The organism is uncultured Senegalimassilia sp. (assembly GCF_934632265.1).
Taxonomy (GTDB): Bacteria; Actinomycetota; Coriobacteriia; order Coriobacteriales; family Eggerthellaceae; genus Senegalimassilia.
In genome coordinates this window covers 1-23,611 of sequence record NZ_CAKTYH010000011.1, presented here as the reverse complement: position 1 = coordinate 23,611, position 23,611 = coordinate 1, and the positions used below count along the sequence as shown (strand labels likewise).

General features: G+C 58.5%; 18 protein-coding genes. 17 read left to right on the top strand and 1 reads right to left on the bottom strand.

The annotated features are described in order from the left end of the window. The first annotated feature begins 59 nt into the window (after window positions 1-59). The 3 genes from Q0H50_RS01905 to Q0H50_RS01895 all read left to right on the top strand — a co-directional run bounded on the left by Q0H50_RS01905 (window position 60) and on the right by Q0H50_RS01895 (window position 4,755). Window positions 60-3,059, top strand: a complete 3,000-nt coding sequence (locus Q0H50_RS01905) for a molybdopterin-dependent oxidoreductase (protein WP_294418757.1) — start codon at window positions 60-62, stop codon at window positions 3,057-3,059. 3 nt (window positions 3,060-3,062) lie between these two features. Then, a complete protein-coding gene (locus Q0H50_RS01900; RefSeq protein ID WP_294418754.1) occupies window positions 3,063-3,746 on the top strand; it encodes a 4Fe-4S dicluster domain-containing protein in 684 nt (227 codons plus the stop codon). Between the two features lie 130 nt (window positions 3,747-3,876). Beyond that, complete coding sequence (locus Q0H50_RS01895) at window positions 3,877-4,755, top strand: DmsC/YnfH family molybdoenzyme membrane anchor subunit (RefSeq protein ID WP_294418745.1); 879 nt, start codon at window positions 3,877-3,879, stop codon at window positions 4,753-4,755. Window positions 4,756-5,175: 420 nt separating this feature from the next. Here the strand turns inward: Q0H50_RS01895 and Q0H50_RS01890 are convergent, their stop codons facing one another. Then, window positions 5,176-7,998, bottom strand: a complete 2,823-nt coding sequence (locus tag Q0H50_RS01890; RefSeq protein ID WP_294418736.1) for a transporter substrate-binding domain-containing protein — start codon at window positions 7,996-7,998, stop codon at window positions 5,176-5,178. Window positions 7,999-8,668: 670 nt separating this feature from the next. On the opposite strand from Q0H50_RS01890, the gene loaP reads away from it, so the two are divergent. From loaP to Q0H50_RS01820, 14 genes are all read left to right on the top strand, one after another. Next, window positions 8,669-9,205, top strand: a complete 537-nt coding sequence (gene loaP, locus Q0H50_RS01885) for an antiterminator LoaP (RefSeq protein WP_114620053.1) — start codon at window positions 8,669-8,671, stop codon at window positions 9,203-9,205. Between the two features lie 172 nt (window positions 9,206-9,377). After that, on the top strand, window positions 9,378-10,151 hold the full coding sequence (locus tag Q0H50_RS01880; protein ID WP_294418769.1) for a sugar transferase: 774 nt from the start codon (window positions 9,378-9,380) through the stop codon (window positions 10,149-10,151). 8 nt (window positions 10,152-10,159) lie between these two features. Further along, a complete protein-coding gene (locus Q0H50_RS01875; RefSeq protein WP_294418728.1) occupies window positions 10,160-11,374 on the top strand; it encodes a glycosyltransferase family 4 protein in 1,215 nt (404 codons plus the stop codon). 4 nt (window positions 11,375-11,378) lie between these two features. Beyond that, window positions 11,379-12,437, top strand: a complete 1,059-nt coding sequence (locus Q0H50_RS01870; protein WP_294418720.1) for a polysaccharide biosynthesis protein — start codon at window positions 11,379-11,381, stop codon at window positions 12,435-12,437. Window positions 12,438-12,439: 2 nt separating this feature from the next. Then, window positions 12,440-13,294 carry a sugar nucleotide-binding protein gene (locus Q0H50_RS01865; protein WP_294418718.1) on the top strand — a complete coding sequence of 285 codons (855 nt, stop codon included), beginning with the start codon at window positions 12,440-12,442 and terminating at the stop codon, window positions 13,292-13,294. A gap of 2 nt (window positions 13,295-13,296) precedes the next feature. Further along, complete coding sequence (gene wecB, locus Q0H50_RS01860; RefSeq protein WP_294418714.1) at window positions 13,297-14,424, top strand: non-hydrolyzing UDP-N-acetylglucosamine 2-epimerase; 1,128 nt, start codon at window positions 13,297-13,299, stop codon at window positions 14,422-14,424. Window positions 14,425-14,447: 23 nt separating this feature from the next. Continuing rightward, window positions 14,448-15,494 (top strand): glycosyltransferase family 4 protein, encoded by a 1,047-nt coding sequence (locus tag Q0H50_RS01855; protein WP_294418706.1) that lies wholly within the window; start codon window positions 14,448-14,450, stop codon window positions 15,492-15,494. Beyond that, entirely contained in the window at window positions 15,491-16,735 is a 1,245-nt protein-coding gene (locus Q0H50_RS01850; RefSeq protein ID WP_294418704.1) for a hypothetical protein, read from the top strand. The genes Q0H50_RS01855 and Q0H50_RS01850 overlap by 4 nt, the downstream gene beginning before the upstream one ends. 35 nt (window positions 16,736-16,770) lie before the next feature. Further along, window positions 16,771-17,748 carry a polysaccharide pyruvyl transferase family protein gene (locus Q0H50_RS01845; RefSeq protein ID WP_294418702.1) on the top strand — a complete coding sequence of 326 codons (978 nt, stop codon included), beginning with the start codon at window positions 16,771-16,773 and terminating at the stop codon, window positions 17,746-17,748. Between the two features lie 19 nt (window positions 17,749-17,767). Then, entirely contained in the window at window positions 17,768-19,051 is a 1,284-nt protein-coding gene (locus Q0H50_RS01840) for a hypothetical protein (RefSeq protein WP_294418699.1), read from the top strand. A gap of 138 nt (window positions 19,052-19,189) precedes the next feature. Continuing rightward, on the top strand, window positions 19,190-20,473 hold the full coding sequence (locus tag Q0H50_RS01835) for a hypothetical protein (protein ID WP_294418697.1): 1,284 nt from the start codon (window positions 19,190-19,192) through the stop codon (window positions 20,471-20,473). 18 nt (window positions 20,474-20,491) lie between these two features. Continuing rightward, a complete protein-coding gene (locus Q0H50_RS01830) occupies window positions 20,492-21,949 on the top strand; it encodes an oligosaccharide flippase family protein (protein ID WP_294418694.1) in 1,458 nt (485 codons plus the stop codon). Window positions 21,950-21,974: 25 nt separating this feature from the next. Further along, entirely contained in the window at window positions 21,975-23,051 is a 1,077-nt protein-coding gene (locus Q0H50_RS01825; protein ID WP_294418691.1) for a sugar-transfer associated ATP-grasp domain-containing protein, read from the top strand. 131 nt (window positions 23,052-23,182) lie between these two features. Then, window positions 23,183-23,530, top strand: coding sequence for a hypothetical protein (locus tag Q0H50_RS01820; protein ID WP_294418690.1), 348 nt, complete (start codon window positions 23,183-23,185; stop codon window positions 23,528-23,530). Window positions 23,531-23,611: the final 81 nt, after the last annotated feature.

Genomic DNA, 23,611 nt, shown 5'->3' with positions numbered 1-23,611 from the left:
TCTTCCCTGATTGTGGACATATTGTGAAGGCATCTTCGTAACCGATGAAAGGAGGAGGAATGGGCAAGTTCAACATGACGCGTCGAGCGTTCACGAAGATGGCGGCAGCTTCTGCCGCTGCGCTCGGCGTCGCCGGAATCGGGGGAGAAGCCCTAGCCGAAACCAAGGAGGAGGCCACGTCGAAAGCCGGCGGGGTCAAGCGCATCCGTTCGGCGTGCCGCGGCTGCGGCAAGATGGAATGCGGCGTATGGGTGACGGTCCAGGATGGACGCGTCATCAAGTCGGAGGGCGACGAGAGCGCGTTCCAGTCTGCGGGCAACCACTGCGCCAAGGGCCAGGCCAGCCTGCAGGCGGCCTATCACCCCACGCGCCTTCGCTACCCGCTGCGGCGCACGAACCCCAAGGGGGAGGACCCGGGATGGGAGCGCATCACCTGGGACGAGGCCTACAAGGCAACGGTCGACGCCATTCACGAGAAGCAGGACAAATACGGTAAGGAAACCTGCATCTTCATGGGCGGCACCAGCCGCATCTGGGCCATGGGCCCCTATGGCAGCCTCAAGCAGTGCTTCGGCAGCCCCAACGGCATCCAGGCCAACGAGATCTGCAAGGGCCCGCGCTTCTATGCCACCAGCCTTGACGCATCCAACGCGTACAGCTGGATGGAAGTGGTCGGCCGTCCGCACGTGTTCGTGCAGTGGGGCGGCGCATCGGAGCTGTCCAACTACGACGATAGCTGCCGCACCACCGTCGACGTGGCCACCCGCGCCGACAAGCACATCATCGTGGACCCGCGCCAGACCAACCTGGGCAAGGAGGCCGACATCTGGGTGAACCTGCGTCCGGGCACCGACGGCGCGGTGGCCAACTGCTGGGCCCAGGTGATCATCGAGAACGACTTGTACGACGACATGTACGTGCGTAAATGGATGAACGCGCCCATGCTGGTGGTCGAGGAGGAGTCGTTCAAGCCCACCGAATGCGCTTCCACGCAGCAGTCGAAGAAGATCAAGACGCGCCTTCTGAAGGAGTCCGACATCAAGGAAGACGGATCGTCGGGCCGCTTCATGGTGCTCAACGAGATGACGGGCGAGCTGTCCTACTACGACACCACCGCCGACAACCCGGGTTGGGAAGGCGAAGATTGGCAACCGGCCACCGCAGGCCGCGAGGCCAAGCAGCCCGGCCTGGACGCCACGGGCCAGACGCAGGGCTTCGTGCTGGACTACACGCCGTTCCCCGACGGGCTGTACCCGGCGCTGTACACGGAGAAGGGGGGCCACGAGGTCACGCTCAAGGACGGTACGAAGGTGCACGTGCGCACCGTGTGGGAGCACTACATCGACTTCCTGGCCGATTACACGCCTGAAAAGGCCTCGCAGATCACGGGCGTCGCGGCCGAGACGCTGAAGGAAGCCGCCATCGCCTACGCAACGCGCGTGGACCCGTCGACCGGCTATGGCAACGGCGGCATCCAGTACATGCTCGCGCCCGAGCACGCATGCAACTCCGTGCAGAACCAGCGCGCCTGCGACCTGGTGTGCGGCATCACGGGCAACATGGACGTGCCCGGCGGCATGCGCGGCTCCACGCCCGGTTGGCCGTACTTCGACCTGGCAATGTGCAACGGCGACTCCAAGGAGATCCCGAAGTACGATTCCAGCAAGATCTTGGGTGCCGATCGCTTCCCGATGATCGGGTCCGACTGCGGGCCGGGCTGGGCGGACTGCACCTCGATCTACGACGCCATCAACACCGGCGACCCTTACCCGGTGACGGTGGGCATCGGCCAGACCGGCGACTTCATGAACCAGGGCAACTCCATCTACAACGCCGAGCAGCTGTGCAAGCTGGATTTCTGGTGCTCCATCGACCTGTGGCACACGCCCACGGTCGACATGGTGGCCGACATCGTCATGCCGGCGGCTCACTGGATGGAGCTTGACTGCATCCGCAAGTCACAGGGCTCCTCCGGCGCGTTCGGCGCCACGGTGAAGGCGATCGATCCGCCCGGCGAGGCGAAGAACGACCTGGAGATCGTCGTGGGCCTTTACAAGGCCGCGGGCGTCCCGTACTTCGACGAGACCAAGCACGGCGCGAAGTGGCTTGAGGGTGAGGCGTGCGTGGACGCATGCAACGAGGTCGGCCTGGCGAACTTCCGCATCCCGAAGTGGAAGGACTACAAGGAGGAGTTCCAGAAAAACGGCTGGTTCGATTCCAAGGTGGAAAAGCCGATGGAGTGGGGCATGTACCGTCGCTACGAGATCGGCAACGGGCACATCTCCGGCGGTTTCCCGCCTTCGCCCAAGCAGCGCCAGGGTTGGAACACCACCACGCACAAGCAGGAGATCTGGTCCACGGTGCTTGAGTCATGGCTAGTCAACGGCGTGAACAATGACGATGTGACGCCGAACATGGCGTTTTCCGACGAGAAGTTCTCCGAGAAGGAAGTGTTCCCGCACTTCGTCGAGGCGCCGCATAGCCCGGTTTTGGAGCCCGATTCCTACACCGACGACAATGCGTTCCTGATGACCACCGGCCGTCGCCAGGGCACCTATTTCCACAGCGAGCATCGCCAGCTGCCGTGGTGCCGCGAGCAGTGGCCCGTGCCGCGCCTGGAGATGAACCCCGCCGACGCGCAGCGCCTGGGGCTTGAGCAGGGCGATTGGGTGTGGATCGAGACGTCGTACCAGGCCACGCCCTACACCGAGGCGTTCACGCACAAGATTCGCGAGGTCGTGGACCTGTACTACGGTATCGAGCCCGGCGTGGTGAACGCCGAGCATCAGTGGTGGTACCCCGAGCTCGAGCAGGCCGATCACGGCTTCAAGCTCTCCGGCGTGAACTGCCTGATCGACCGCCATGCGCAGGACCGCATCTGCGGTTCGTCGAACCTGCGCGCGTACCCGGTGCGCGTGTACAAGGCGACGGCGGAGAACTCCCCGTTCGGGAACCCCGTGCCGTGCGGCGACGATGGTACGCCCATCATCCACACGTGCGATGATCCGCGTCTGAAGGATTGGCTGCCCGACTACGACGATCCCAGAGGGGAGGCGTAAACCATGACGCATTACGCGATTTTGACCGACCTGAACAAATGCGTCGGCTGCCTTGCCTGCTCGATCAGCTGCAAGGTTGTGAACAACGTGCCCATCGGCAATTACTGGAACAAGGTGCTGCGCATCGGCCCGAACCCGCGCCAGGAAGGCGGCCAGTGGCCGGATGTGTACACATACTTCCTGACGGTGCAGTGCCAGCACTGCGAGAACCCTGCTTGCGTGCAGGTGTGCCCGACCGAGGCGTCGCACGTGCTGCCCGACGGCACCGTGCAGATCGACAAGTCCAAGTGCATCGGCTGCCAGTTCTGTGCGATGGCCTGCCCGTACGGCGTCCGCTACCTCAACGAGGAGGAGCGCGTGGTGGAGAAGTGCACGATGTGCGAGCAGAAGGTGGCCCAAGGCGAGCTGCCGCAGTGCGTGGCGCAGTGCGGCGCCCGAGCGCGCTTCTTTGGCGACTTGGAGAAGGGCATCGAGAGCTTCGAGGCCCCCGGTGCCCCGCTCGAGGGCGACAAATCCTATGACGCGCAGGTCAAGGCGCGCATCAAGCTGGGCGAGGTGACGGGCGAGAGCTGCGACTACCCCGTGAAGCCGTACAAGGATTCGGATATCCATCATCTGCCCGATGTGGGCAACAAGCCCGGGTTCGTGTACATCTTGCGCGACGAGCAGTGGCAAGGGGAGGAGTGAGGGCGATGAGACCGCAACGCTGTTTGCTCCCCGAAAGCGGGTCCGCCTTGGAGGCGAGCCTTGAAAAAGCCCGGTCAGCGGCTTGCGCTGACGTTGTGTTCGGTTCGATCGCGGAAGGCGGTGAGTAGCCATGGAACTGCAATGGCCCTTGATTTTGTTCACGACGCTGGTGGCTTGGGCGGCCGGCGTGTTCGGAGCGCAGGGCGTGCTGGCCTTGCGCGGAGCGGCGAAGAAGTCGCAGCAGATGCTGTGCGTGCTTTCGTGCGTGCTGCTGGCGGCGTCCGGCATCGCGGTGTTCTTCCATCTGCAGCACTGGGAGCGCATCTTCAACGGATTCGGTCATCTGACCAGCGGGATCACGCAGGAGCTGATCGCGATCGTGGTGTTCGTGATCGTGGCGGTGGCGTACTTCGCGCTTGCTCGCAAGTCCGATGACGGCGGCACCGTGCCCAAATGGATGGCCGTGCTGGCGGTGGCGATGGGCGTGGTCCTGGCCGCGGTTTGCGCGCACAGCTACATGATGGCGGCGCGCCCGGTGTGGGATTGCGTGCTCGAGGTGCTGTCGATCGTGGGAGCGGCGTGCATCCTGGGACCTGCGACGTGCGCGATCGTGATGGCGGTGAAGGGCGATGTGCTTGATGCCGTTGGCCTGCCGGCGCTTGCGGGCAGCGTCATCGGCGCGGTGACGAGCGTGGCGTATGCGGCGTTCATCCAGATGAGCGGAAGCGCGTTCACGCAGGTGGGATACTACTTCGACCCGACAGTGCCCACCAAGGAGATGGTGGACGCCGCCGCGACGGCCGGCGGTCAGGCCCCGCTTTTGTGGGTCGGCGCCGTGATCGTGGGCGCGGCGGTGCCGCTTGTGTGCTGCGTGCTGGCCCGCAAGAAGGGCGACGCTGCCGGCTGGAAGCTGTTCGGCGGCGTGGCCGTGGCGGCGGCGCTCGTAGGCGCGGTGTGCCTGCGCGTGGCCTTCTACAACATGGGCATGAGCGTGTTCATGTTCTACTAGGCCGTTGAGTCTTGCCTGGGCGCCGCGAACGCAGCGCCCAGGCGGGGGCGAGCCGGTCCTTGCGTCGTCGCGCTTCGCAGATTTAACGCCCGCGCAGTGCCCGCCCCGCCCCTAACCGTTTCCCTGCGGCCCCTTCCGCTTGGAGGCTTTCCTTTCCCCAAACCCCTTGCAAATAAGGAAGCCTTCAAGCGAAAGGGGCCGCTTTGCGTTAAAAGCGGGGATGTCGGACTTGGGCGTTGGGAAGCCGAGCGACGGGCTCGGCTTGCCCCACGCAGGCCGCCGAGCCGCCGAGCCGCCGGCCCCTCGGGCGTCGGCGGCTCGTGCATCCTCGGGGGCAAGTCTGACGCGGCCGCCGCAACCAGCCGGCCCGTCGCTCGCGAGTCGCGAGGCGCGGGGGCGCCCGTCGCCAGCGCCACCGCGTTACCTCACGCGATACTTCGCCAACGTCTTCTTCAGCTTCTCGATCTCGATCGGCTTTGAGAGGTGGTCGTTCATGCCGGACTCTTTGGCGCGCGCTACGTCCTCGATGAAGGCGTTGGCGGTCATGGCGATGATGGGCACGTCGGCGGCGTCTGGCTTGTCGCACAGGCGGATGGCGCGCGTGGCCTCGTAGCCGTTCATCTCGGGCATCATGACGTCCATGAGGATGGCGTCGAACGTGCCGGCGGGCTTGGCGCGGAACAGCTCGAGCGCCTCCCTGCCGTTGACGGCGGTGGTGACCAGCGCGCCGTCGTTCTCCAGCAGCGTCTGGGCGATCTCGGTGTTCAGCTCGTTGTCCTCGACCAGCAGGATGCTCATGCCGCAAATGTCGCATTCCTCGGCGTCAGCCGGCGCTTCCGCAGCCTCGGGCGTGCGGTTGATCACAAAAGGCAGGTCCACGGTGAACGTGGTGCCCCGGCCCAGCTTGCTTTCCACGGAAATGCTGCCGCCCATGTTCTTCACGAGCGCCTTCACGATGGGCATGCCCATGCCCGTGCCCTGGTAGTTGCTGCGCGCGTCGTCGTTGGCCTGCGCGAACGGCTCGAACAGGTGCTTGAGGAACTCCGGCGACATGCCGATGCCCGTGTCGCTGATGATGAAGCGGTAGACGACCTTGTCCCCGACCAGGTCCATCTGCTCGGCCGAGCAGTGCACGGTGCCGCCGGGTTTGTTGTACTTGATGCAGTTCTCCACCAGGTTCAGGAGCACGCGGCGCACGTGAAGCGGGCTGCCGTACACGTCGGGGTAGGCGAAGGTGTCCGGGCCGCTGGTGGTCAGCGCGACGTCGCGGCTGTTGGCGCGGATCTGCCCCAGCACGAAGATGTCACGGCACAGGTCCGTCAGGTTGAACGGCAGGTTCTCAAGCTCCACGGCGTGGTCCTCGATCTTGCTCATCTCCAGGATGTCGTTGATCAGCGTGAGCAGATGGTTGGCCGCCACCTTCGCCTTCGCGCGGTTCTCGGCGTTCGCCACTGCGTTGTCGGGGTGCTGCCCGTTGAGCTCCAAAAGCCCCAAGATGCCGTTGAGCGGCGTGCGGATGTCGTGGCTCATGCGGGAAAGGAACGCGGTCTTCGCGGCGCTGGCCTCCTGCGCCCTGCGTTGCGCCTCGCGCGCGCTGTGCAGCGCCCACGTCAGGATGGCAATCACGCCCACAAGCAGCGCGCCGATGCCCGTGAGGATGGCCACGCGGTTGTGCTCGACGAACTGGGCGAACTCGGATTGCCCGTCGGAATAGGAATAATGCGAGTACGCGCTTGCCGCGATGTCGTCGGTGGCGCTGACGATGCCCTTGTTCACGATGCTGAGCAGCTGCGCGTCGCCCTGCCGCATCCAGCAGGAAAGCGCGATGCTCTTAGGCATCTCGGAGGTGACAAGGCTCCCCAGATCGACCTGGTCGCGCAGCGTGTCAAGCCCGGTAACGGTCATGATCAGGCACGATGCCTTGCCCGCCTTGATGGCGTCGATGCATGCATGGGCGTCGGGGTATTGCGTGATGGTGGCCTCGGGATAGCGCACCTGCAGGTCGATGCTGTCAAGCAGCGAGCGGTCGTGGTACGCGATGTTCTTCAGCGCGTCGTCAAGGTTGCCGCCTGCGTAGATGGCCACAAGCGAGGTGGTGGTCATCACCGACGACTGGATGAACCCCGCCTGCTCGGCAAGCCAATAGTCCTTGTTGACGGGCATGGCCACGTCGATGCTGCCGTCGCGCAGCGCGTCGGTGAGTTCCTCGTTCGACTCGAACGGCACGGCGTTCACCGCGATGCCGTACTGCTCCTCCAGCGTGCTGACCAGGGCGGAAAGCGAGCCCTCGATCTGCCCGTCCTGCCCCTGGTTGGAGAACGGCAGCAGGTCGTCCAAATACCCGACGGTGATGGCGTTACCGTGGCCGGCAAGCCAGGCGCTCTCGCCGCCGGTCAGCGCCGCCGAGCCGCTGTTGCGCGTGGAATAGCGGGTCTTCACCTCGTCGTTGTAACGCGGGTTGGTGCTTCTGAGCATGGTCATGGCGGCGTTGATGTCGTCCATCAGGTCCTGTCGCGATTTGGGTACGGCGAAGTAATAGTTGCTCTCGCCCACGGAGAACACGGGCATGGCGTCGCTTGACGAGATAGTGTCGTTCATGATGATGGCGTCAACTTCGCCGGAGGAAAGCGCGTCGAACAGCGCGTTGCCGCTGTTGTAGTAACGGTAGTCGCAGCTGATGCCCTGGTTCTCGATCCACTGCTTGCCCACCTCGGTTTGCATGACGTCGGGGTTGGCGCCGATGGTCAAGCCGTTGAGCTCGGCCGGGTCGCCCGTTGCCAGCGCGTCGTCGGTGGGTTTCGCATAGATGTAGTAGTGCTCCATACCCTGAGGGTTCGACGAGAACAGCAGCTTCTCGGCGCGCTCGGCGGAGTAGGAGATGTTGGGCATCAGGTCGATTTCGCCGTCTTTGAGCTTCTGGATAAGCTCGGGGAAGGTGCCGGGGACGTACTCGTATTTCCAGCCGGGGGTGTAGTAGGACAGCGTTTGCAGGTACTCGTAGCCCCACCCGGACAGGTACTCGCCGGGCATGCCGTTTTGGAAGCCCTGGTTGCTGAGCAGCCAGCCCACGCGCACGGTTTTGATCTCGGGGGATTCGGATTGCGAAGAGGTGTCAGGGGCCTGCTCCTGGGCGGAAGCCGGGCAAAGCGGCGCCAGCGAGATGCAGGTGGCGGCCAGTACCGCGCTCAGCGCAAGCGCGGCGGCGCGTCGGCCAACGGCGCGGAGCGTGTACAAGTGTTTCAAGACGGTCTCCCCCAAATGATAAGCATAGAAGCGATGCAGATGCGATTCTAGCAGATGAACCGCCGAACGCGAGGGGATCGGCCCCAGCAAAGGCCGCGGAATTCGCAAGCCACATGCCGGGGCCGCCCCAAACGGGCTGCGGGGCAGACGCGCCCACGCTATCAGGTGAAACGCGAACAACGTCGGCGGGGGTAAGCGGAAGCGCAGTCCGCGAGCCGCTTCCGAGGGCATCCTGCGCCTGCTGTGGAACGGCTCTCACAAAGACCCACATAAAACCGCGTTTATTGCAGAAACCTGTGCTCTCGGAACATCGCATGCGGAGATGTAGGGGGCGTAACAGCATTTTTACAACAAGGATTCCGTTCTCGTGTATTATTGCGTGATGGAAAACAAGCCGATGGACTGTTTTCCGCATCATGTCGGGGCCGCCGCATCGCTAAAGATGTCGTGCCACCGACATAGCGGCGAAATCCCATCAGCACGTTTTCCGTAGGCCGGCACGCCCTGGGCGCGGCGGCCTGCACCATACCAGGGTGCCTTGAACAACATCGCGTTCGATGTTCGTTGGCGCCAGGGGAATGAATGCGTTTTCCAACAGCCACCTGCCGCACCATGGCGGGCTGGCGAAGCCATCCCAAAATTCAGGGAGCCAAGCGGAAAGGGGCGGCCCGTGTGGTACGTCGTGCAAGTTGAGACCGGCCGCGAGAAGACGGCATGCGACGACATCAAGCAGGCAGCCGACGACGTGCTGGACGAATGCTTCGTCCCGCAGTACCTGACCGGCAAAAGGCGACCTGATGGCACCTGGATACCTTCGAAGGAGCGTTTGTTCCCCGGCTACCTAATCTGCGTGACGTCGCAGGTAGACGAGCTGGCCGACAAGCTGCGCCGCGTGAGAAGCCTCACCAAGATCCTGGGAAACGACAACGCATTCATCCCCCTGACCGAAGACGAACGAGCGTGGGTGCAAAAGGTCACCCAAAAAGATCAGCGAACCGTCGGGGAATCCGTGGGCTACATGGAAGACGGCAAGCTGGTGATCGTGGAGGGCCCGCTTAAGGGCAGGGAAGACTGGGTGCGCAAGGTGAATCATCGCAAGCGCCTAGCGTATCTGGAAATGCCGATGGGCGGCCGCACCGTGCGAGCCCAAGCAGGCCTGCAAATGGTCAGCAAAACCCAAGGCAAGCTTTTGGATAGGGAAAAGTGAACGACAGCAGCGTGAAAAGGGAATTCGGAACGACGATGCACATGCTGAAGACGGGCGCAATGGCGCCGTCGGAGGCGCCCGTAGACGGGATGGCGCATTCGTAATGACCGGGGAAGCTACGGCTGCAAAGGAATCGACGGGGGGACGCAGGGAACAATGCAACATCGTGGCCATGCCGGAAACCTCGCCGGCCAGCAAAACCTCGACCAGCCACAAGACCGTGCGTAGCGGCGCCATCTACGATTTCGATATGCAGGAGCGTCGTCGCGAAAGCCTTGAGCGCGCCGAGAAGCTGAAGGCGGAACTGGGGGACGAGCCCATTACGGGGACCGATGACCGGATCGCCTACCGCTTCGTGAAGCGCGTCTTCGACTTTGCGTTTAGCGCGGCGGTTCTAGTGCTGCTGAGCTGGCTGTTCGTCATCATCGCCATTTTGGTGAAGGTCGACGACCCCAGGGGCCCCGTGTTCTTCAAGCAGACCCGCGTGGGTAAAAACGGTCGCGAGTTCGAGATGCTGAAGTTCCGCAGCATGTGCGTGGACGCAGAGGAGAAGCTGGCAGACCTCAAAGAGCTCAACGAGAAAACCGGCCCGGTGTTCAAGATCGCCGAAGACCCGCGCATCACGCGAGTTGGCAAGGTTCTGCGCAAGCTGAGCCTGGACGAGCTGCCGCAGTTCATCAACGTGCTCCGTTCGGACATGAGCGTTGTGGGCCCGCGCCCCGCGCTGCCCAACGAGGTGGCGACCTACAACGACTACCAGCGCCAAAGGTTGCTGGTGAAGCCGGGCATGACCTGCTACTGGCAAACCCGTCGCAACCGCGACTCGATTACCTTCGACGAGTGGGTCGACCTGGATTTGCTTTACATCAGGAAGTGTTCCGTTTGGAGCGATTTTAAGTTGATTGTTCAAACCGTTGGCGTGGTGCTGACCGCGCAAGGGAGCTGAAACACTCCGTGAAAATATTGATGATATGCCAGCACTACTGGCCTGAGCACTTCCAGATAACCGAGGTCTGCGAGGAGCTCGTACGGCGTGGCCACGATGTGACTGCGCTCGTAGGTGTACCCAACTACCCGACGGGCGTGGTGCCCGACGAGTATTTGGGCGGCAAGAACCGCCTGCAGGAGCGCAACGGCGTGCGCATCGTGCGCGTGGAGGAAGTTCCCCGCAAGAACGGCATCGCTGGTTTGGCGCGCAATTACTTCAGCTACATGGCCGCTGCCAAGCGGAAAGCGCGGGAGCTGCCTGGTGACTTCGACATTGTCTTTGCTTATCAAATCACCCCGGTGCTTATGGCTGCCCCTATGAGGGACGCCAAACTCCGCTCGGGATGCCCAGCTTTTCTGTACTGCGCCGACATCTGGCCCGATGCTGTGATGGCGATGCTGCCCAAGAAACTGTCGTTCCTGATGCCCGCGGTGAAGGCTGCGAGCACGCACATCTACCGCGATGCCGACTTTGTGGCGACTAACTCGAGCGCCTATGTTGAGTGCTTCGAGAAGGTACATGGTTTCGACCCGGTCGATCTGAAGTACGTTCCTCAGTATGCCGAGGACACTTACCTTTCGATGAACCTAGACCCCTCGCCTTCGACCAAGACTCGCTTCATGGTGATGGGCAATATCGGCAGGCTACAGGATATGCCGAGCGTGCTGGAAGCTGTGAACCGCATAAAGCACCGCGACGACTTCGAGTTGCACATCGTGGGCACCGGGTCGGTAATCGGCGACTGCGAGCGCTACGTTGGCGACAACGGCCTCGAGGGCAAGGTAATCTTCCACGGCAGGCATCCCTTCGAGGAAATGCCCGACTTTTACCGCATGGCGGATGCCTGCGTCCTCACCCTGAACGTCCCCCGTGCTCCGTGGATCAGCTCCACGCTTCCGAGCAGGCTTCAGGGGTATATGGCCGCCGGCAAGCCAATACTCGCCGCGATTAGCGGCTCCGCTGCCGAGGTTATACGCGATTCCGGCTGCGGACAGGCAGCCCCGGCGGGCGACTCCGAGGGCCTTGCAGCCCTCATGGAGGACTTCATCGACAACCGTGCGGCTTACTCAGGTTGCGGCGAGGCGGGAAGAGCCTATTTCCGGGCCAACTTTACAAAAGACAGGTACATGGACGAGATTGAGTCGCTTCTCATCGCGACCGCGTCAAGGACAGAAAGGTAGTTAGATGCGCGACACGAGCGCCTTCACCGGTAAGACCCTGATGATTACAGGCGGCACGGGCAGTTTCGGCAACACCGTGTTGAAGCACTTCATGGAGAGCGATCTCGGGGAGATCCGCATCTTCAGCCGCGACGAGAAGAAGCAAGACGATATGCGCCACCGCCTGCAGGAGTGCAGCCCCGAGCTTGCGCGCAAGGTTCGCTTCTTCATTGGTGACGTTCGCGACGCTCAGAGCGTGCGCGATGCTATGCACGGCGTTGATTTCATTTTTCACGCGGCTGCTCTGAAGCAGGTGCCCTCCTGCGAGTTCTTCCCAATGGAGGCAGTGAAGACCAACGTGATCGGCACCGACAATGTGCTGCACGCTGCTATAGCCGAGGGCGTACAGAAGGTAGTGTGCCTGTCCACCGACAAGGCCGCCTACCCTATCAATGCCATGGGTAAATCCAAGGCCATGATGGAGTCCATTATCTACGCCAACGCCCGCAACGGCGCTGGTCGCACCACCATCTGCTGTACGCGCTACGGTAATGTGATGTGCTCCCGCGGCTCGGTCATCCCTCTGTTCATCAAGCAGATTCGCGCGGGCGAGCCCGTGACCGTGACCGATCCAAACATGACCCGCTTCCTCATGAACCTGGACGAGGCGGTGGATTTGGTGCAGTTTGCCTTCGAGCACGCCAACCCGGGTGACCTGTTCGTCCAGAAGGCGCCGGCTTCGACCATCGGCGACCTCGCTGAGGCGGTACAGGAGGTGTTTGGTCGCACTGAGACGCGCGTTATCGGCACGCGCCACGGCGAGAAGCTCTACGAGACGCTGATGACTCGTGAGGAACGCCTACGCGCCGAGGATATGGGCGAGTACTTCCGCGTGTACGCCGATACGCGCGACTTGAACTATGACAAATTCTTCGTGGAGGGCGAAGTGCATACCCAGGCTGACGAGCCTTACACGTCCCACAATACGAGGCGTCTGGACTTGGCGGGGACTATCGACAAAATCAAAACCGCCGAGTACGTGCAGCTGGCGCTCGAGGGCTGCGAGGCCGAGGCGGTGCAGTAGGTATGCGTTTCTTGGTGTTGGGCGCTGCCGGCATGGCTGGTCACCTCATATCCCTCTACCTGAGGGAGCGGGGCCACGACGTGACCGGCTTCGCGCGACATGACCTGCCCTTCCTGGAGTTTCAGGTGGAGGGCGACGTGACTGACATGACGAAGCTGCGCTCTGTCGTACGCGACGGCTACGATGTGGTCGTAAACTGTGTGGGCGTGTTGAACAAGGCCGCCGAGACCAATCCCAACGCGGCGTGGCTCAATGGCGAGTTGCCGCACGTTCTGGCTGACATGACGGCCGACCTTTCAGCGCGCGTGTTCCATATGAGCACCGACTGCGTGTTCGCGGGCAATACGGGCCCATATACGGAGGCCAGCAACCCCGACGGGGTGAGTGCTTACGACCGCACTAAGGCAGCTGGTGAACTCGACGACGGAAAGAATCTGACCTTTCGCAACTCCATTGTGGGGCCGGATATGAACCCGAATGGCATAGGGCTTCTGAACTGGTTCATGCAACAGCCTGGGCCCATCAAGGGCTTCACCGGTGCGATATGGACAGGACTGACGACGCTTGAGCTGGCCAAGGCCATGGAGCACGAAGCGGCTGAAGATGCGCACGGCCTGGTGAACATGGTGCCCGAGGGCTCGATAAACAAGTGCGAGCTGCTAGAGCTGTTCAATGACGAACTACGCGGCGGGAGAATCGAGATTATTCCCGACGCCGGCCTTCAGCTGGACAAAACGCTGATGCGTACGAATTTCGGGCCTACGTACCGCCCCAAGTCTTATCCCGAGCAGATTCGCGAAATGGCTGGCTGGGTGCGGGCGCACAAGGAACTCTATCCCCACTACGAGGTGATATAAATATGAGCAAGCTGAAGCTGATGGTGGTCATGGGCACGCGCCCAGAGATCATCAAGCTGTCCGAGGTGGTGCGAAAGGCTGACGAGTACTTCGACTTGTCCATTGTGCACACCGGGCAGAACTACGACTACGAGCTGAATAAGGTGTTCTTTGACGACCTGGGCATCCGCGAGCCCGACCACTATCTGGGCGTGGTGGGCGGAGACCTCGGCGAGACCATGGGCAATGTGATTTCGAAGTCCTTCGCGTTGTTCGCGACCGAGCGCCCCGACGCCGTGCTGGTTCTGGGCGACACGAATTCGTGCCTATGCGTGATCTCCGCTAAGCGCTTGAAGATCCCCGTGTTCCACATGGAGGCGGGCAACCGCTGCAAGGATGAGAATCTGCCCGAGGAGGTCATTCGCCGCGTGGTGGACGTGACGAGCGACGTGAACCTGTGCTACTCCGAGCACGCCCGCCGCTACATCCTGGATACCGGCGTAAAGCCGGAGAACACCTACGTGGTGGGCAGCCCCATGGCGGAGGTACTGGACCGGGTGCTGCCGAACATCGAGGCGTCGACCGTTCTGGACGACCTGCGCCTTGAGGCTGGGCGTTACATTCTGCTCAGTGCTCACCGCGAAGAGAACATCGATATTGAGGCCAACTTCATGAGCCTGATGGGCGCCGTGAACGCGATGGCTGCGACTTACGACGTGCCGGTGCTGTATAGTTGCCACCCGCGCAGCGCGAAGATGATTGAGGCGCGCGGTTTTACGTTCGACTCGCGCGTGATTAAGCACAAGCCGCTGGGCTTCTTCGACTATAACCAGCTGCAGAGAAACGCATTGTGCGTCGTCTCCGACTCGGGTACGCTTCCCGAGGAGGCGTCGTACTTCAAGTTTCCAGCTGTGAGCGTGCGCACGAGCACCGAGCGCCCCGAGGCCATGGATGCGGGCGTGTTCTGTGTGGGCTCCATCACGGCGGAGCAGGTGCTGCAGGCGGTGGACCTTGCCGTGGCCATGCACGCTAATGGCGATGACGGCGTGGAAGTGCCCGCCTATGCAGACCGTAACGTGGCCACCAAGGTGATCAAGCTCGTGCAGAGCTACACCGGCATCGTGAACAAGATGGTTTGGAAGAAGCTATAGGCATGGGTAATAGAAGAGTGTGCATGCTGGGCACTAGCCCAGAGTCAAAAGGTGGCATTGGGACTGTGGTGAAAGGATATGCCGAGTCTGTTCGGCCCAAAAACTACTCTTTTGACCATATCGTCACACATGCCGATCTTGGGATTGCTGGGAAGATTGCTGTTGCTGGTAAGGCGTACTGCAGATGCCTCGGCTCTCTGAACAGGCGCAACTATGATTTGGTGCACATTCATTCGGCTTTCGGCGCAAGCTTTGACAGATCCATCCCTTTTATAAAGCTTGCATCTAAAAGGGGCGTTCCTGTTGTTAACTTAATACACTCCGATGATTGGGAGGCTTTCTACCTTAACGCTTCGCAAAGTAAGAAAAAAACTATCGAAAGCGTTTATGGCCTTTGCGATAGAGTTATCGTTCTGTCTGACGAATGGCGCGACTGTCTTGCGAGCGTCGTGCCTGTGGAACGATTAGCTGTTCTCGAGAACTTCACGCCTGTCTACGAAGAGGATTTCTGGCCTGACTGGGACGCTAAAACGATTGTGTTTATGAGCAGGCTTGAGCAGATTAAGGGGTGCAATTTGCTTCCAGATATCTGCGAATCTGTTCTCCAGAGGGTTCCTGACTCGCATTTTCTGATTTGTGGTAATGGGAGCATGAAGGAGGAGCTGGCGCGCGAGCTTCACAGGCGCAGCATTGACCGGCAGGTTGAGCTTGTTGGTTGGGTTGACGGTATCAAAAAGACTCAGATGCTAAAGCGTGCCTCCCTGTTCCTTCTGCCCTCTTATGGTGAGGGTATGCCCATGTGCGTTCTTGAGGCCATGGGGCTGGGGCTACCGATTGTAGCGACTGAAGTCGGAGGATTGCCGCAGCTTATCACCAATGGGCAGAACGGACTCCTCTGCACTCCCGGCGACGCTGATGGGATTGCAAATTCGATTGTCGGAATCTTAAGTGCGCCCGAGACGCTTGCTGCTATGGGCGCTGTCAGTAAGGAACGTGCTTATCTTCACTCTTTTGGCCCTTATAGCGAGAAGCTGAAAGCCATTTACGATAGTGTTCTTGAGGAGGTATGATGGTAGACTCCAGCGACAAGTCGCCTGTGCTCTCTGATATTGCTATCGTATTGCTATTTCTGAGCCTATTATTTGCTCCCATTCTTGATTACTCATTCGGAGGTGTCTTTTCCTATGCCGACGAATGCGCAGCGATTCTTTTGGCCGCCTGGGCGTTATTGACAAGAAGAAGGAACAAGATCGGAGCCCACGAGAGACGTGCAATCGTTTGCCTTGTTTTGATTTGTATTCTTGGGGTGTTAGGCAACGTCGCGTACGGATATCAAGATAGCGTCTTTGCAATCGTTGTTGACATGTTTACGTGCGTGAAGATTTTCGTTTCGTATTTGGCGGCAAGAGTCATCTTGCGCGGTAGAGATAACTGCTTAAGGGCGTTCCAGTTCATCGGCAAGGCGTTTCTTGCCGCGGCTCTTTTCGGCTTTGTACTTCATCTTGCCGGAATCGTGCACATGGGGTCGGGCAGAGTGATGTTCGGAGTCCCTTGCTACCAGTTTGTCTTTAGCCACCCGACAAACTTGGTCGCCTATTGTGTCGGTTTCATCGCGCTTATGTTCGTAGGTTCGAGACCGAACCGGTTTTGGATTCTGGCCGCATGTGTTTTGTTGCTGGCATCGCAGAGGGCTAAGGCTATCGCTTTCGTTTTCATCGTGCTGTTTTTTCTGTTTTATGGGATGGCGAAGCGTGACGACAGGAAACCGTCCAAGTTTATCTTTCTGTTTTTAGGCTTTGGCGCTGCATTCTTGGCGATGGATCAAATCCAGCTATACTTCTTCGATGCGACTAGCGCGCGTGCCCTTCTTATGCGGGATGGTCTAGATATCGCTTTTAGGTCGCTTCCGCTGGGTTCTGGTTTTGCCACCTTTGCGACATATATGTCAGGCGTATACTACTCTCCGCTATATTTCGAGTACGGCCTCAATATTGTATGGGGGCTTTGGCCGACCAATCCTTGCTTTGTTTCGGATTCGTTTTGGCCTGCCGTCATTGCGGAGTTTGGCATTCTGGGTCTGATTGTTCTGGTGATTCTTCTCGTTGAGTTGTTCAAATCTATTTCCCATGATGCCAAAACGGGAAATGTACGCTTTGCTGCGTACGGTATGGTGCCGCTCTATCTGCTTATTCTGAGCACTGCGGATGCTTCTTTCTTCAACTTTTACGGACCGTTTTACGCGCTTGTGGTTGCCGCTATCGTCAACAAACCGCAAGACAAGCGCTCCAATGCTTCTGAGACCATAATCTAAAACATTCTATTTATATCGAAAGAGAATCTGAGCTAATGGAAAAACTATTTGGTCATAGTCATAAAGACCAGGTCGTTCTGTTCGACCCGGCACTCGCCAGTCAAAATATCGGTGATGAAATCATCTCAACCAGCGCGTGCAAATGGCTTCGGCCACTGTTTACGGATGAATTTGTTCTTCATGTCTCATCCCATCAAAAAATGTCTTTTCGATATAAGAGATATCTTAATGACTCAAAGTTAACTTTCGTACTTGGTTCCAATTTGCTCAAGTCGGGAATGCTGTTTGGATTTAGACAGTGGGACGTTTCTGTGTTCGATACGTTTCAGATTAATGACGCTGTGCTTGTTGGTTGCGGGTGGCACACGTACGAGAAGCACATAGATTTATATTCTAGGCTTCTGTATCGCAGGTTGCTTAGCGATCGCTATTTCCACTCGGTAAGGGATGAATATGCGAAGAAGAAGCTCGAGGAGATGGGTATTACCAATGTCTTGAACACTGGGTGCGCGACTATGTGGGGCTTCACGCCTGATTATTGCGCGGGGCTTCCTAAGACGAAGGCGGCTAACGTTGTTGCCACGTTAACTGATTACAACCAGGACCCTGAGCGCGATGAGCGAATGCTCTCCACGTTGGTGCACAATTACGAGAAGGTCTCATTATGGATGCAAGGCAACGGGGATCGAGGCTATGCAGCCAGCTTGCCCTCCTTCGCTAAGTGCGAGGTTATACCTTCGACACTCGACGCTTTTGACGCCGCCCTCAATCAGGAGGATGCGGATTACGTGGGAACTAGGCTCCACGGTGGTATTCGAGCACTCCAGCATGGCAGGCGTTCGCTGATTATCGCGATTGATAACCGCGCTCGCGAGATGCATAAAGATTTCAACATACCGGTTCTTGAGCGCGATGAGATTGAAAAGCTAGGGGATTGGATTTTCGGAGAGAGTGCAACGGATATTCGCATACCCGTTGATGAGATAGAGCGTTTTTTGGGCCAGTTCCGCTAGTGTTGAGAGGACAGCTATAATGAGTTTGCCAATAGACGATAATGGTCACGCAAATAATATAGTACTCGGTTCGCCCGTTTTGGAAGATGGACGCTATACGGTCCCATTCACAGTACCGGATAAGCTTAAACCGTTCTTCCGGTCCGAGGAGTTCTGGTTCGAGTGCCCAGACGCCGGGGAGGTGCCCGAGTCCATCGCGGTGGTGCCTGCTGTCGCTAACCTGCTGCCGTTCGCATGGGTCTTCGGCTGCGAGCTGCGGGTTCGTGCGATCGATAAGAGCTTTTACGACGCCGTGCCAGAGATCAGGCGCGGTTATGACGATATGGTCGTCGACCTTTCCCTTAGCGGCACCTTTTCTGCTGACGAGATCATCGATAATTCGTATTCCAACGAGGGCGGCTCGCCGCTCTCGCTATTCTCCGGCGGGGTCGATGCGTGGTGCACGCTTGCGCGGCATTCTTCCGAGAAGCCTCATCTTGTCACCGTCTGGGGCGCCGACGTCGACTGCGGGAACGAGTCCGGTTGGAAGGTTGTTGACGAGCACTCGTCCTCTGTCGCTATGGACTATGGGCTCGATTATTCTTACGTTAGAAGCAACTTTAGAGATATGATCGCCTATCGTGCTCTTGACACTTCCTCACTCATGGTCGCATGCGATTATCGTTGGTGGTATAACCTGCAGCACGGAATCGCTATTATTGGCCTCGCGGCTCCATTAGCTTACGCCTGCAAAGCGCCACGTATCTACATCGCCAGCTCCAACACGGAGATGGACAAGCCCTATGTCTGCGCCTCCGACCCCACCATAGACAATCGCTTTGCCGTGGCTGGGTGCCGCGCATTCCATGACGGGTACGAGCTCACCAGGCAGGGCAAGGTCGACGCTATCGTGCGGTACGCGAGGGGGTCAGCGTGCAAGGTGAGCCTGCGCGTGTGCTATCACGTCCAGTCGGGGAGGAACTGCTGCCGCTGCGAGAAGTGCGCCCGTACGATTCTTGAGATACTGGCGGGGGGGGGCTCTCCAGGAGATTACGGATTCGATTACAAGCCCTGGCAGTTCGACATCCTTATGTGGAGGATGGAGCACGTGTTCAGGTTGGTCTATCCAGAGTTCTACTACGATATCGCCGCTGCAGTTAAGAAACGCGGTATAACCCTTCCAAGGAGCGCCCACTGGGTTCTTTCCGATGACCTCGCCTCTATTTGTGATAACGGCTTTAAACGTGGATGGGGCAGTTTTCATGATTTTGGCGCTGGGCTGTATCACGGAGCAAGAGATCTCATTGCCGGCAGAGCGCATTAGTCTTACGGAAGGTTTCAAGGTGTTTGTGGGAATTAGCGTTGTTGCTTGCGGTGGGCGGCGAAGACTGGAGCTGATTCAATCTTTAAAATTGTCCCCAAACGTCGAGTTTTACGCGGATATACGAGGAGATTGATATATTTGTTGTTGGCTGACTGTGCCCTTTCTGTGGGCGGTACGATAGATATAGGAAGACCCGTTCTGAAGGGCGTTCGCTACATTGTTCCTTTCAGCGTACCAGAGGGCCTTAAACCGTTCTTCCGGTCCGAGGAGTTCTGGTTCGAGTGCCCAGACGCCGGGGAGGTGCCCGAGTCCATCGCGGTGGTGCCTGCTGTCGCTAACCTGCTGCCGTTCGCATGGGTCTTCGGCTGCGAGCTGCGGGTTCGTGCGATCGATAAGAGCTTTTACGACGCCGTGCCAGAGATCAGGCGCGGTTATGACGATATGGTCGTCGACCTTTCCCTTAGCGGCACCTTTTCTGCTGACGAGATCATCGATAATTCGTATTCCAACGAGGGCGGCTCGCCGCTCTCGCTATTCTCCGGCGGGGTCGATGCGTGGTGCACGCTTGCGCGGCATTCTTCCGAGAAGCCTCATCTTGTCACCGTCTGGGGCGCCGACGTCGACTGCGGGAACGAGTCCGGTTGGAAGGTTGTTGACGAGCACTCGTCCTCTGTCGCTATGGACTATGGGCTCGATTATTCTTACGTTAGAAGCAACTTTAGAGATATGATCGCCTATCGTGCTCTTGACACTTCCTCACTCATGGTCGCATGCGATTATCGTTGGTGGTATAACCTGCAGCACGGAATCGCTATTATTGGCCTCGCGGCTCCATTAGCTTACGCCTGCAAAGCGCCACGTATCTACATCGCCAGCTCCAACACGGAGATGGACAAGCCCTATGTCTGCGCCTCCGACCCCACCATAGACAATCGCTTTGCCGTGGCTGGGTGCCGCGCATTCCATGACGGGTACGAGCTCACCAGGCAGGGCAAGGTCGACGCTATCGTGCGGTACGCGAGGGGGTCAGCGTGCAAGGTGAGCCTGCGCGTGTGCTATCACGTCCAGTCGGGGAGGAACTGCTGCCGCTGCGAGAAGTGCGCCCGTACGATTCTTGAGATACTGGCTGCAGGGGGGGCGCCGAAGGACTTTGGCTTCGACTATACGTCTCGGCAGTTCGATATTCTCATGTGGCGTATGGAGCATGTGTTCAGGCTGGTCTACCCTTTTTATTATCGCGATGTTGCTGATGCCGCAAGGGCCAATGCCGTAAATCTCCCGCGAAGCGCTCGCTGGGTTTTCTCGAAAAAGCTGGATTCCGTTTGCGATAACGGATTCAAACGCGGCTGGGATAAGTTTCATAGATTCGGGGCTAGCCTTTACCATGGAATTTGTGATTGTGTTCAAGGCAAGGTTCGATAACAACTGCAAAGGGCAAAGATGGGTCTTGGTTTAGCGGTATTAAAATGTAAGTACAGAGAGCTCTCACCGGCGGCAAAAGCTTCGATTTGGTATGCGGTGTGTGGGATTCTCCAAAAGGCCATCGGCGTTGTCGTCGTGCCTCTCTATACTCGCATCATGGACTCGACCGCGTACGGTACGTACACGGTGTTTCAGTCGTGGTATGCCATGCTGTTCGTTTTCACCTCGCTTGGGCTTGCAAACTATGTTTTCAACAACGGTATGCTCAAGTACGAGGATGACAGGGATGGTTTTTCCTCGGCTATGCTAGGCCTTTCTGGGGTCTCAACCCTTATTTTCATTGCGTCTTTTCTGCTTTTTCCCGGATTCTGGGCGGATGCACTCGGCTTAGCGGCTCCTCTTGTCTTCCTCCTCTTTGTTCGCTGTCTTATCAGCCCGTGCTACGAGTTTTGGGCTGAGCGTCTGCGCTACGAGTTTCGTTACAAGGGCGTTGTGGCATTGACCCTTGTCCTCACCGTTGCCGTCCCCGTTGCTTCCGTTCCCGTTATCCTCTTGTCTGAGGATAAGGCCGCGGCGGCGCTCGTGTGCCAGGTCGTGATCATGTGCTTGGTCTATGCGATTCCGCTTGTCTCGATTCTTCGCAAGAGTCGTAAATTCTTCAACAGGGAATATTGGGCTTACGCGCTTAAGTTCAACCTCCCCCTCATCCCTTCGATGTTTGCAACCCTTGCGCTGCAGCAGCTCAATAGGGTAATTATCTCCGGGACCGTCGGTGAATCGCAAGCTGCAATTTATTCCGTCGCCTTCTCCGTTGGCTCGGTGACTGTATTTATTTACTCCGCTCTTGATCAAGCGTATCGTCCTTGGTTCTACCAGGGGATGGGTTCCAAGGGCTTCAAATCAACCGGCGTCGGCGCGCTCCTTATCTCGCTGGTCGGCGTATCTTGTTGGCTTATCGCTTTGTTCTCGCCCGAGGTTATGCAAATCTTTGCTCCGGCGGAATACCAGGGGGGCGTTTACGCAATCGCGCCTATCGCCGCGAGTACGGTTCTTATTATGCTCTTCAGCATCCTCATCACCGTTGAGTACTATTTCGAGGAAACCATCCCTATCCCTGTTGTATCCGTCCTTATAGCTATCTTCAACTACGTTGCGAGCACCCTGCTCGTTCCGCAGTTCGGTTACATTGCTGCCAGCTATGTAACTCTGGCTTGCTATGGCCTTCTTGTTATTGGCCATCTTTTCCTTTGCCGCCGCGCGATGAGGATTCATATGAATGGCGATTATCCGCTTTCACTCGCCAAGCTTATGGTGCTTGCTTGCGGGTTTGTCGCTTTGATTCTCGTGACCCAGCTCTTGTTCGGCTGGCTATGGCTGCGTATCGGCGTTATCGTTGTCGTGCTTGTCCTAGCTTTAGCTTTTCGTAAGAAGATAGTCGAGCTGCTGAACCCTCTTGTCAGAAAGAAAACGCCCTAGTAACACTGCCTGAAGGGAGTAATCTATGTCGATTAAAACCACAGCCGTTGAGTTGCTTAGAGCGCGACGCCGCGCTCATTGGGCTGCGCCGAGAAATCGTGCCCCCCTTACTGCTGCTGAGAAGAGCGAGGTAGAAATGCTCTGGGGAGGGGTTTGGTCGAAACCCAGCTTCGAGTGGCATGAGCACTACAAGGCTGTCAACGGAGAGTTCGATCCGCGCTATATGCCTAGTGATGTGTTCTATCTCGACTTGCTTCCCAGGCTTTCGAATCTCACTCTTGCGGATGCTTGGGAGGACAAGTCGTACTACAGCAAGAGATTCTCTGGTGCACCGTTTCCGAAATTGCATTTTGCCTGTATAGGAGGAAGACTGGTCGATGGGGCTCTTGCTTATACGACCTGGGGTGGCGCTTACGAGGCAATTCGCGGGCAAGATGCTGTGTTCGTGAAGCCTTCGTTGGGATCCTGCCAGGGATTAGGGGCTTTTAAACTTGAACTCTCCGATATTGACGGACCTGGCAGGCTAAAAGATCGTCTTGCCAGTTCCGGTGAGAACTATGTCGTGCAGGGATTGATCGAGCAAACTGATTTGCTGTCGGACTTCAACTCTTCGTCGGTGAATATTATCCGGATGAATACGCTCTGCCTTGATGGCGATGCTTTTCTCGCAAACGCTACGATTAGATTTGGTGTGGCCGGAAAGGTCACCGATGTGAGCTACATTGATGGCATCGAGACGGCGAGGGTTGCTGGCTTGGATGATGGTGGCCGGCTCCGGGGTTTTTATTGCGACCAGGATGGTAAGCGCTATGATCTCAGCGGACTTGACATTTTGGGTGATGCTATCGTGCCCGGTTTTGAGAAGGCTGTTAATTGCTGCTTAGACTTGCACAAGCAGATGCACCATTTCGGTATTGCTGCGTTTGATGTTGCCATTGACAAGGACGACGAGCCAGTGATCGTTGAGGTGAACCTCGACGGGCCCGGTTCCGTTTTTTACCAGTACGCGAACGGGCCGTTCTTCGGGAACCGTACCGAGAATGTTATTGAGTGGTGCAAGGCGCAGGCTTGGAAACCGAATGTTAGGATACAGATGATCTGACCCCTGCTAATTCCCTGTGGCAAATACGGCCATACCAAAAGAGCGACGCGCTTGTGACCTGTTGTGGTTAAGTGACGGTACGAGGATGCGGACAAATAGTTGACCGAATCGGTCCGGTTAGGAGTTCGCGAATGCCAAGCTATACGGACGAGCAGAAGCGCAGAGCCGTCGGTATGGTCGAGGGGTGCGGCGGATCGGTGACGCCCGCGATGCACAAGCTGGGATATCCCACGCGCCAGACGCTGCATCAATGGCTGAACCAGCGCGACGCGTCGCACGAGAGGAGGGCCGGCAGGCCTTGGAGCCATTACGACCCGGCGCTGAAGGCGCAGGCCGTGGCGTTCACGAGGTCGGGCATGCCCGGCAAGGACGTGGCGGAGATGCTCGGCGTGTCGAGCGCCGCGGTGGTCTACAATAGGGACAGAGCCGCAGAACACCCGAGCCCCGCGGCGGCGGATAGGAGCCCCATAAACTTGTGACAGATGTGAGCGTCAAAGATAGCGCGTCTTAACGCGTGCTTTTGTTTGACCCATGATTGTCGCGAACGTTTTCCGACCTTG

Excerpts from the sequence above, each read along its gene's own strand:
- Q0H50_RS01905 (WP_294418757.1), top strand. The coding sequence starts at position 60 with ATGGGCAAGTTCAACATGACGCGTCGAGCGTTCACGAAGATGGCGGCA.
- Q0H50_RS01900 (WP_294418754.1), top strand. The coding sequence starts at position 3,063 with ATGACGCATTACGCGATTTTGACCGACCTGAACAAATGCGTCGGCTGC.
- Q0H50_RS01895 (WP_294418745.1), top strand. The coding sequence starts at position 3,877 with ATGGAACTGCAATGGCCCTTGATTTTGTTCACGACGCTGGTGGCTTGG.
- Q0H50_RS01880 (WP_294418769.1), top strand. The coding sequence starts at position 9,378 with ATGCCGGAAACCTCGCCGGCCAGCAAAACCTCGACCAGCCACAAGACC.
- Q0H50_RS01870 (WP_294418720.1), top strand. The coding sequence starts at position 11,379 with ATGCGCGACACGAGCGCCTTCACCGGTAAGACCCTGATGATTACAGGC.
- Q0H50_RS01865 (WP_294418718.1), top strand. The coding sequence starts at position 12,440 with ATGCGTTTCTTGGTGTTGGGCGCTGCCGGCATGGCTGGTCACCTCATA.
- wecB (WP_294418714.1), top strand. The coding sequence starts at position 13,297 with ATGAGCAAGCTGAAGCTGATGGTGGTCATGGGCACGCGCCCAGAGATC.
- Q0H50_RS01855 (WP_294418706.1), top strand. The coding sequence starts at position 14,448 with ATGCTGGGCACTAGCCCAGAGTCAAAAGGTGGCATTGGGACTGTGGTG.
- Q0H50_RS01850 (WP_294418704.1), top strand. The coding sequence starts at position 15,491 with ATGATGGTAGACTCCAGCGACAAGTCGCCTGTGCTCTCTGATATTGCT.
- Q0H50_RS01845 (WP_294418702.1), top strand. The coding sequence starts at position 16,771 with ATGGAAAAACTATTTGGTCATAGTCATAAAGACCAGGTCGTTCTGTTC.
- Q0H50_RS01840 (WP_294418699.1), top strand. The coding sequence starts at position 17,768 with ATGAGTTTGCCAATAGACGATAATGGTCACGCAAATAATATAGTACTC.
- Q0H50_RS01830 (WP_294418694.1), top strand. The coding sequence starts at position 20,492 with ATGGGTCTTGGTTTAGCGGTATTAAAATGTAAGTACAGAGAGCTCTCA.
- Q0H50_RS01825 (WP_294418691.1), top strand. The coding sequence starts at position 21,975 with ATGTCGATTAAAACCACAGCCGTTGAGTTGCTTAGAGCGCGACGCCGC.
- Q0H50_RS01820 (WP_294418690.1), top strand. The coding sequence starts at position 23,183 with ATGCCAAGCTATACGGACGAGCAGAAGCGCAGAGCCGTCGGTATGGTC.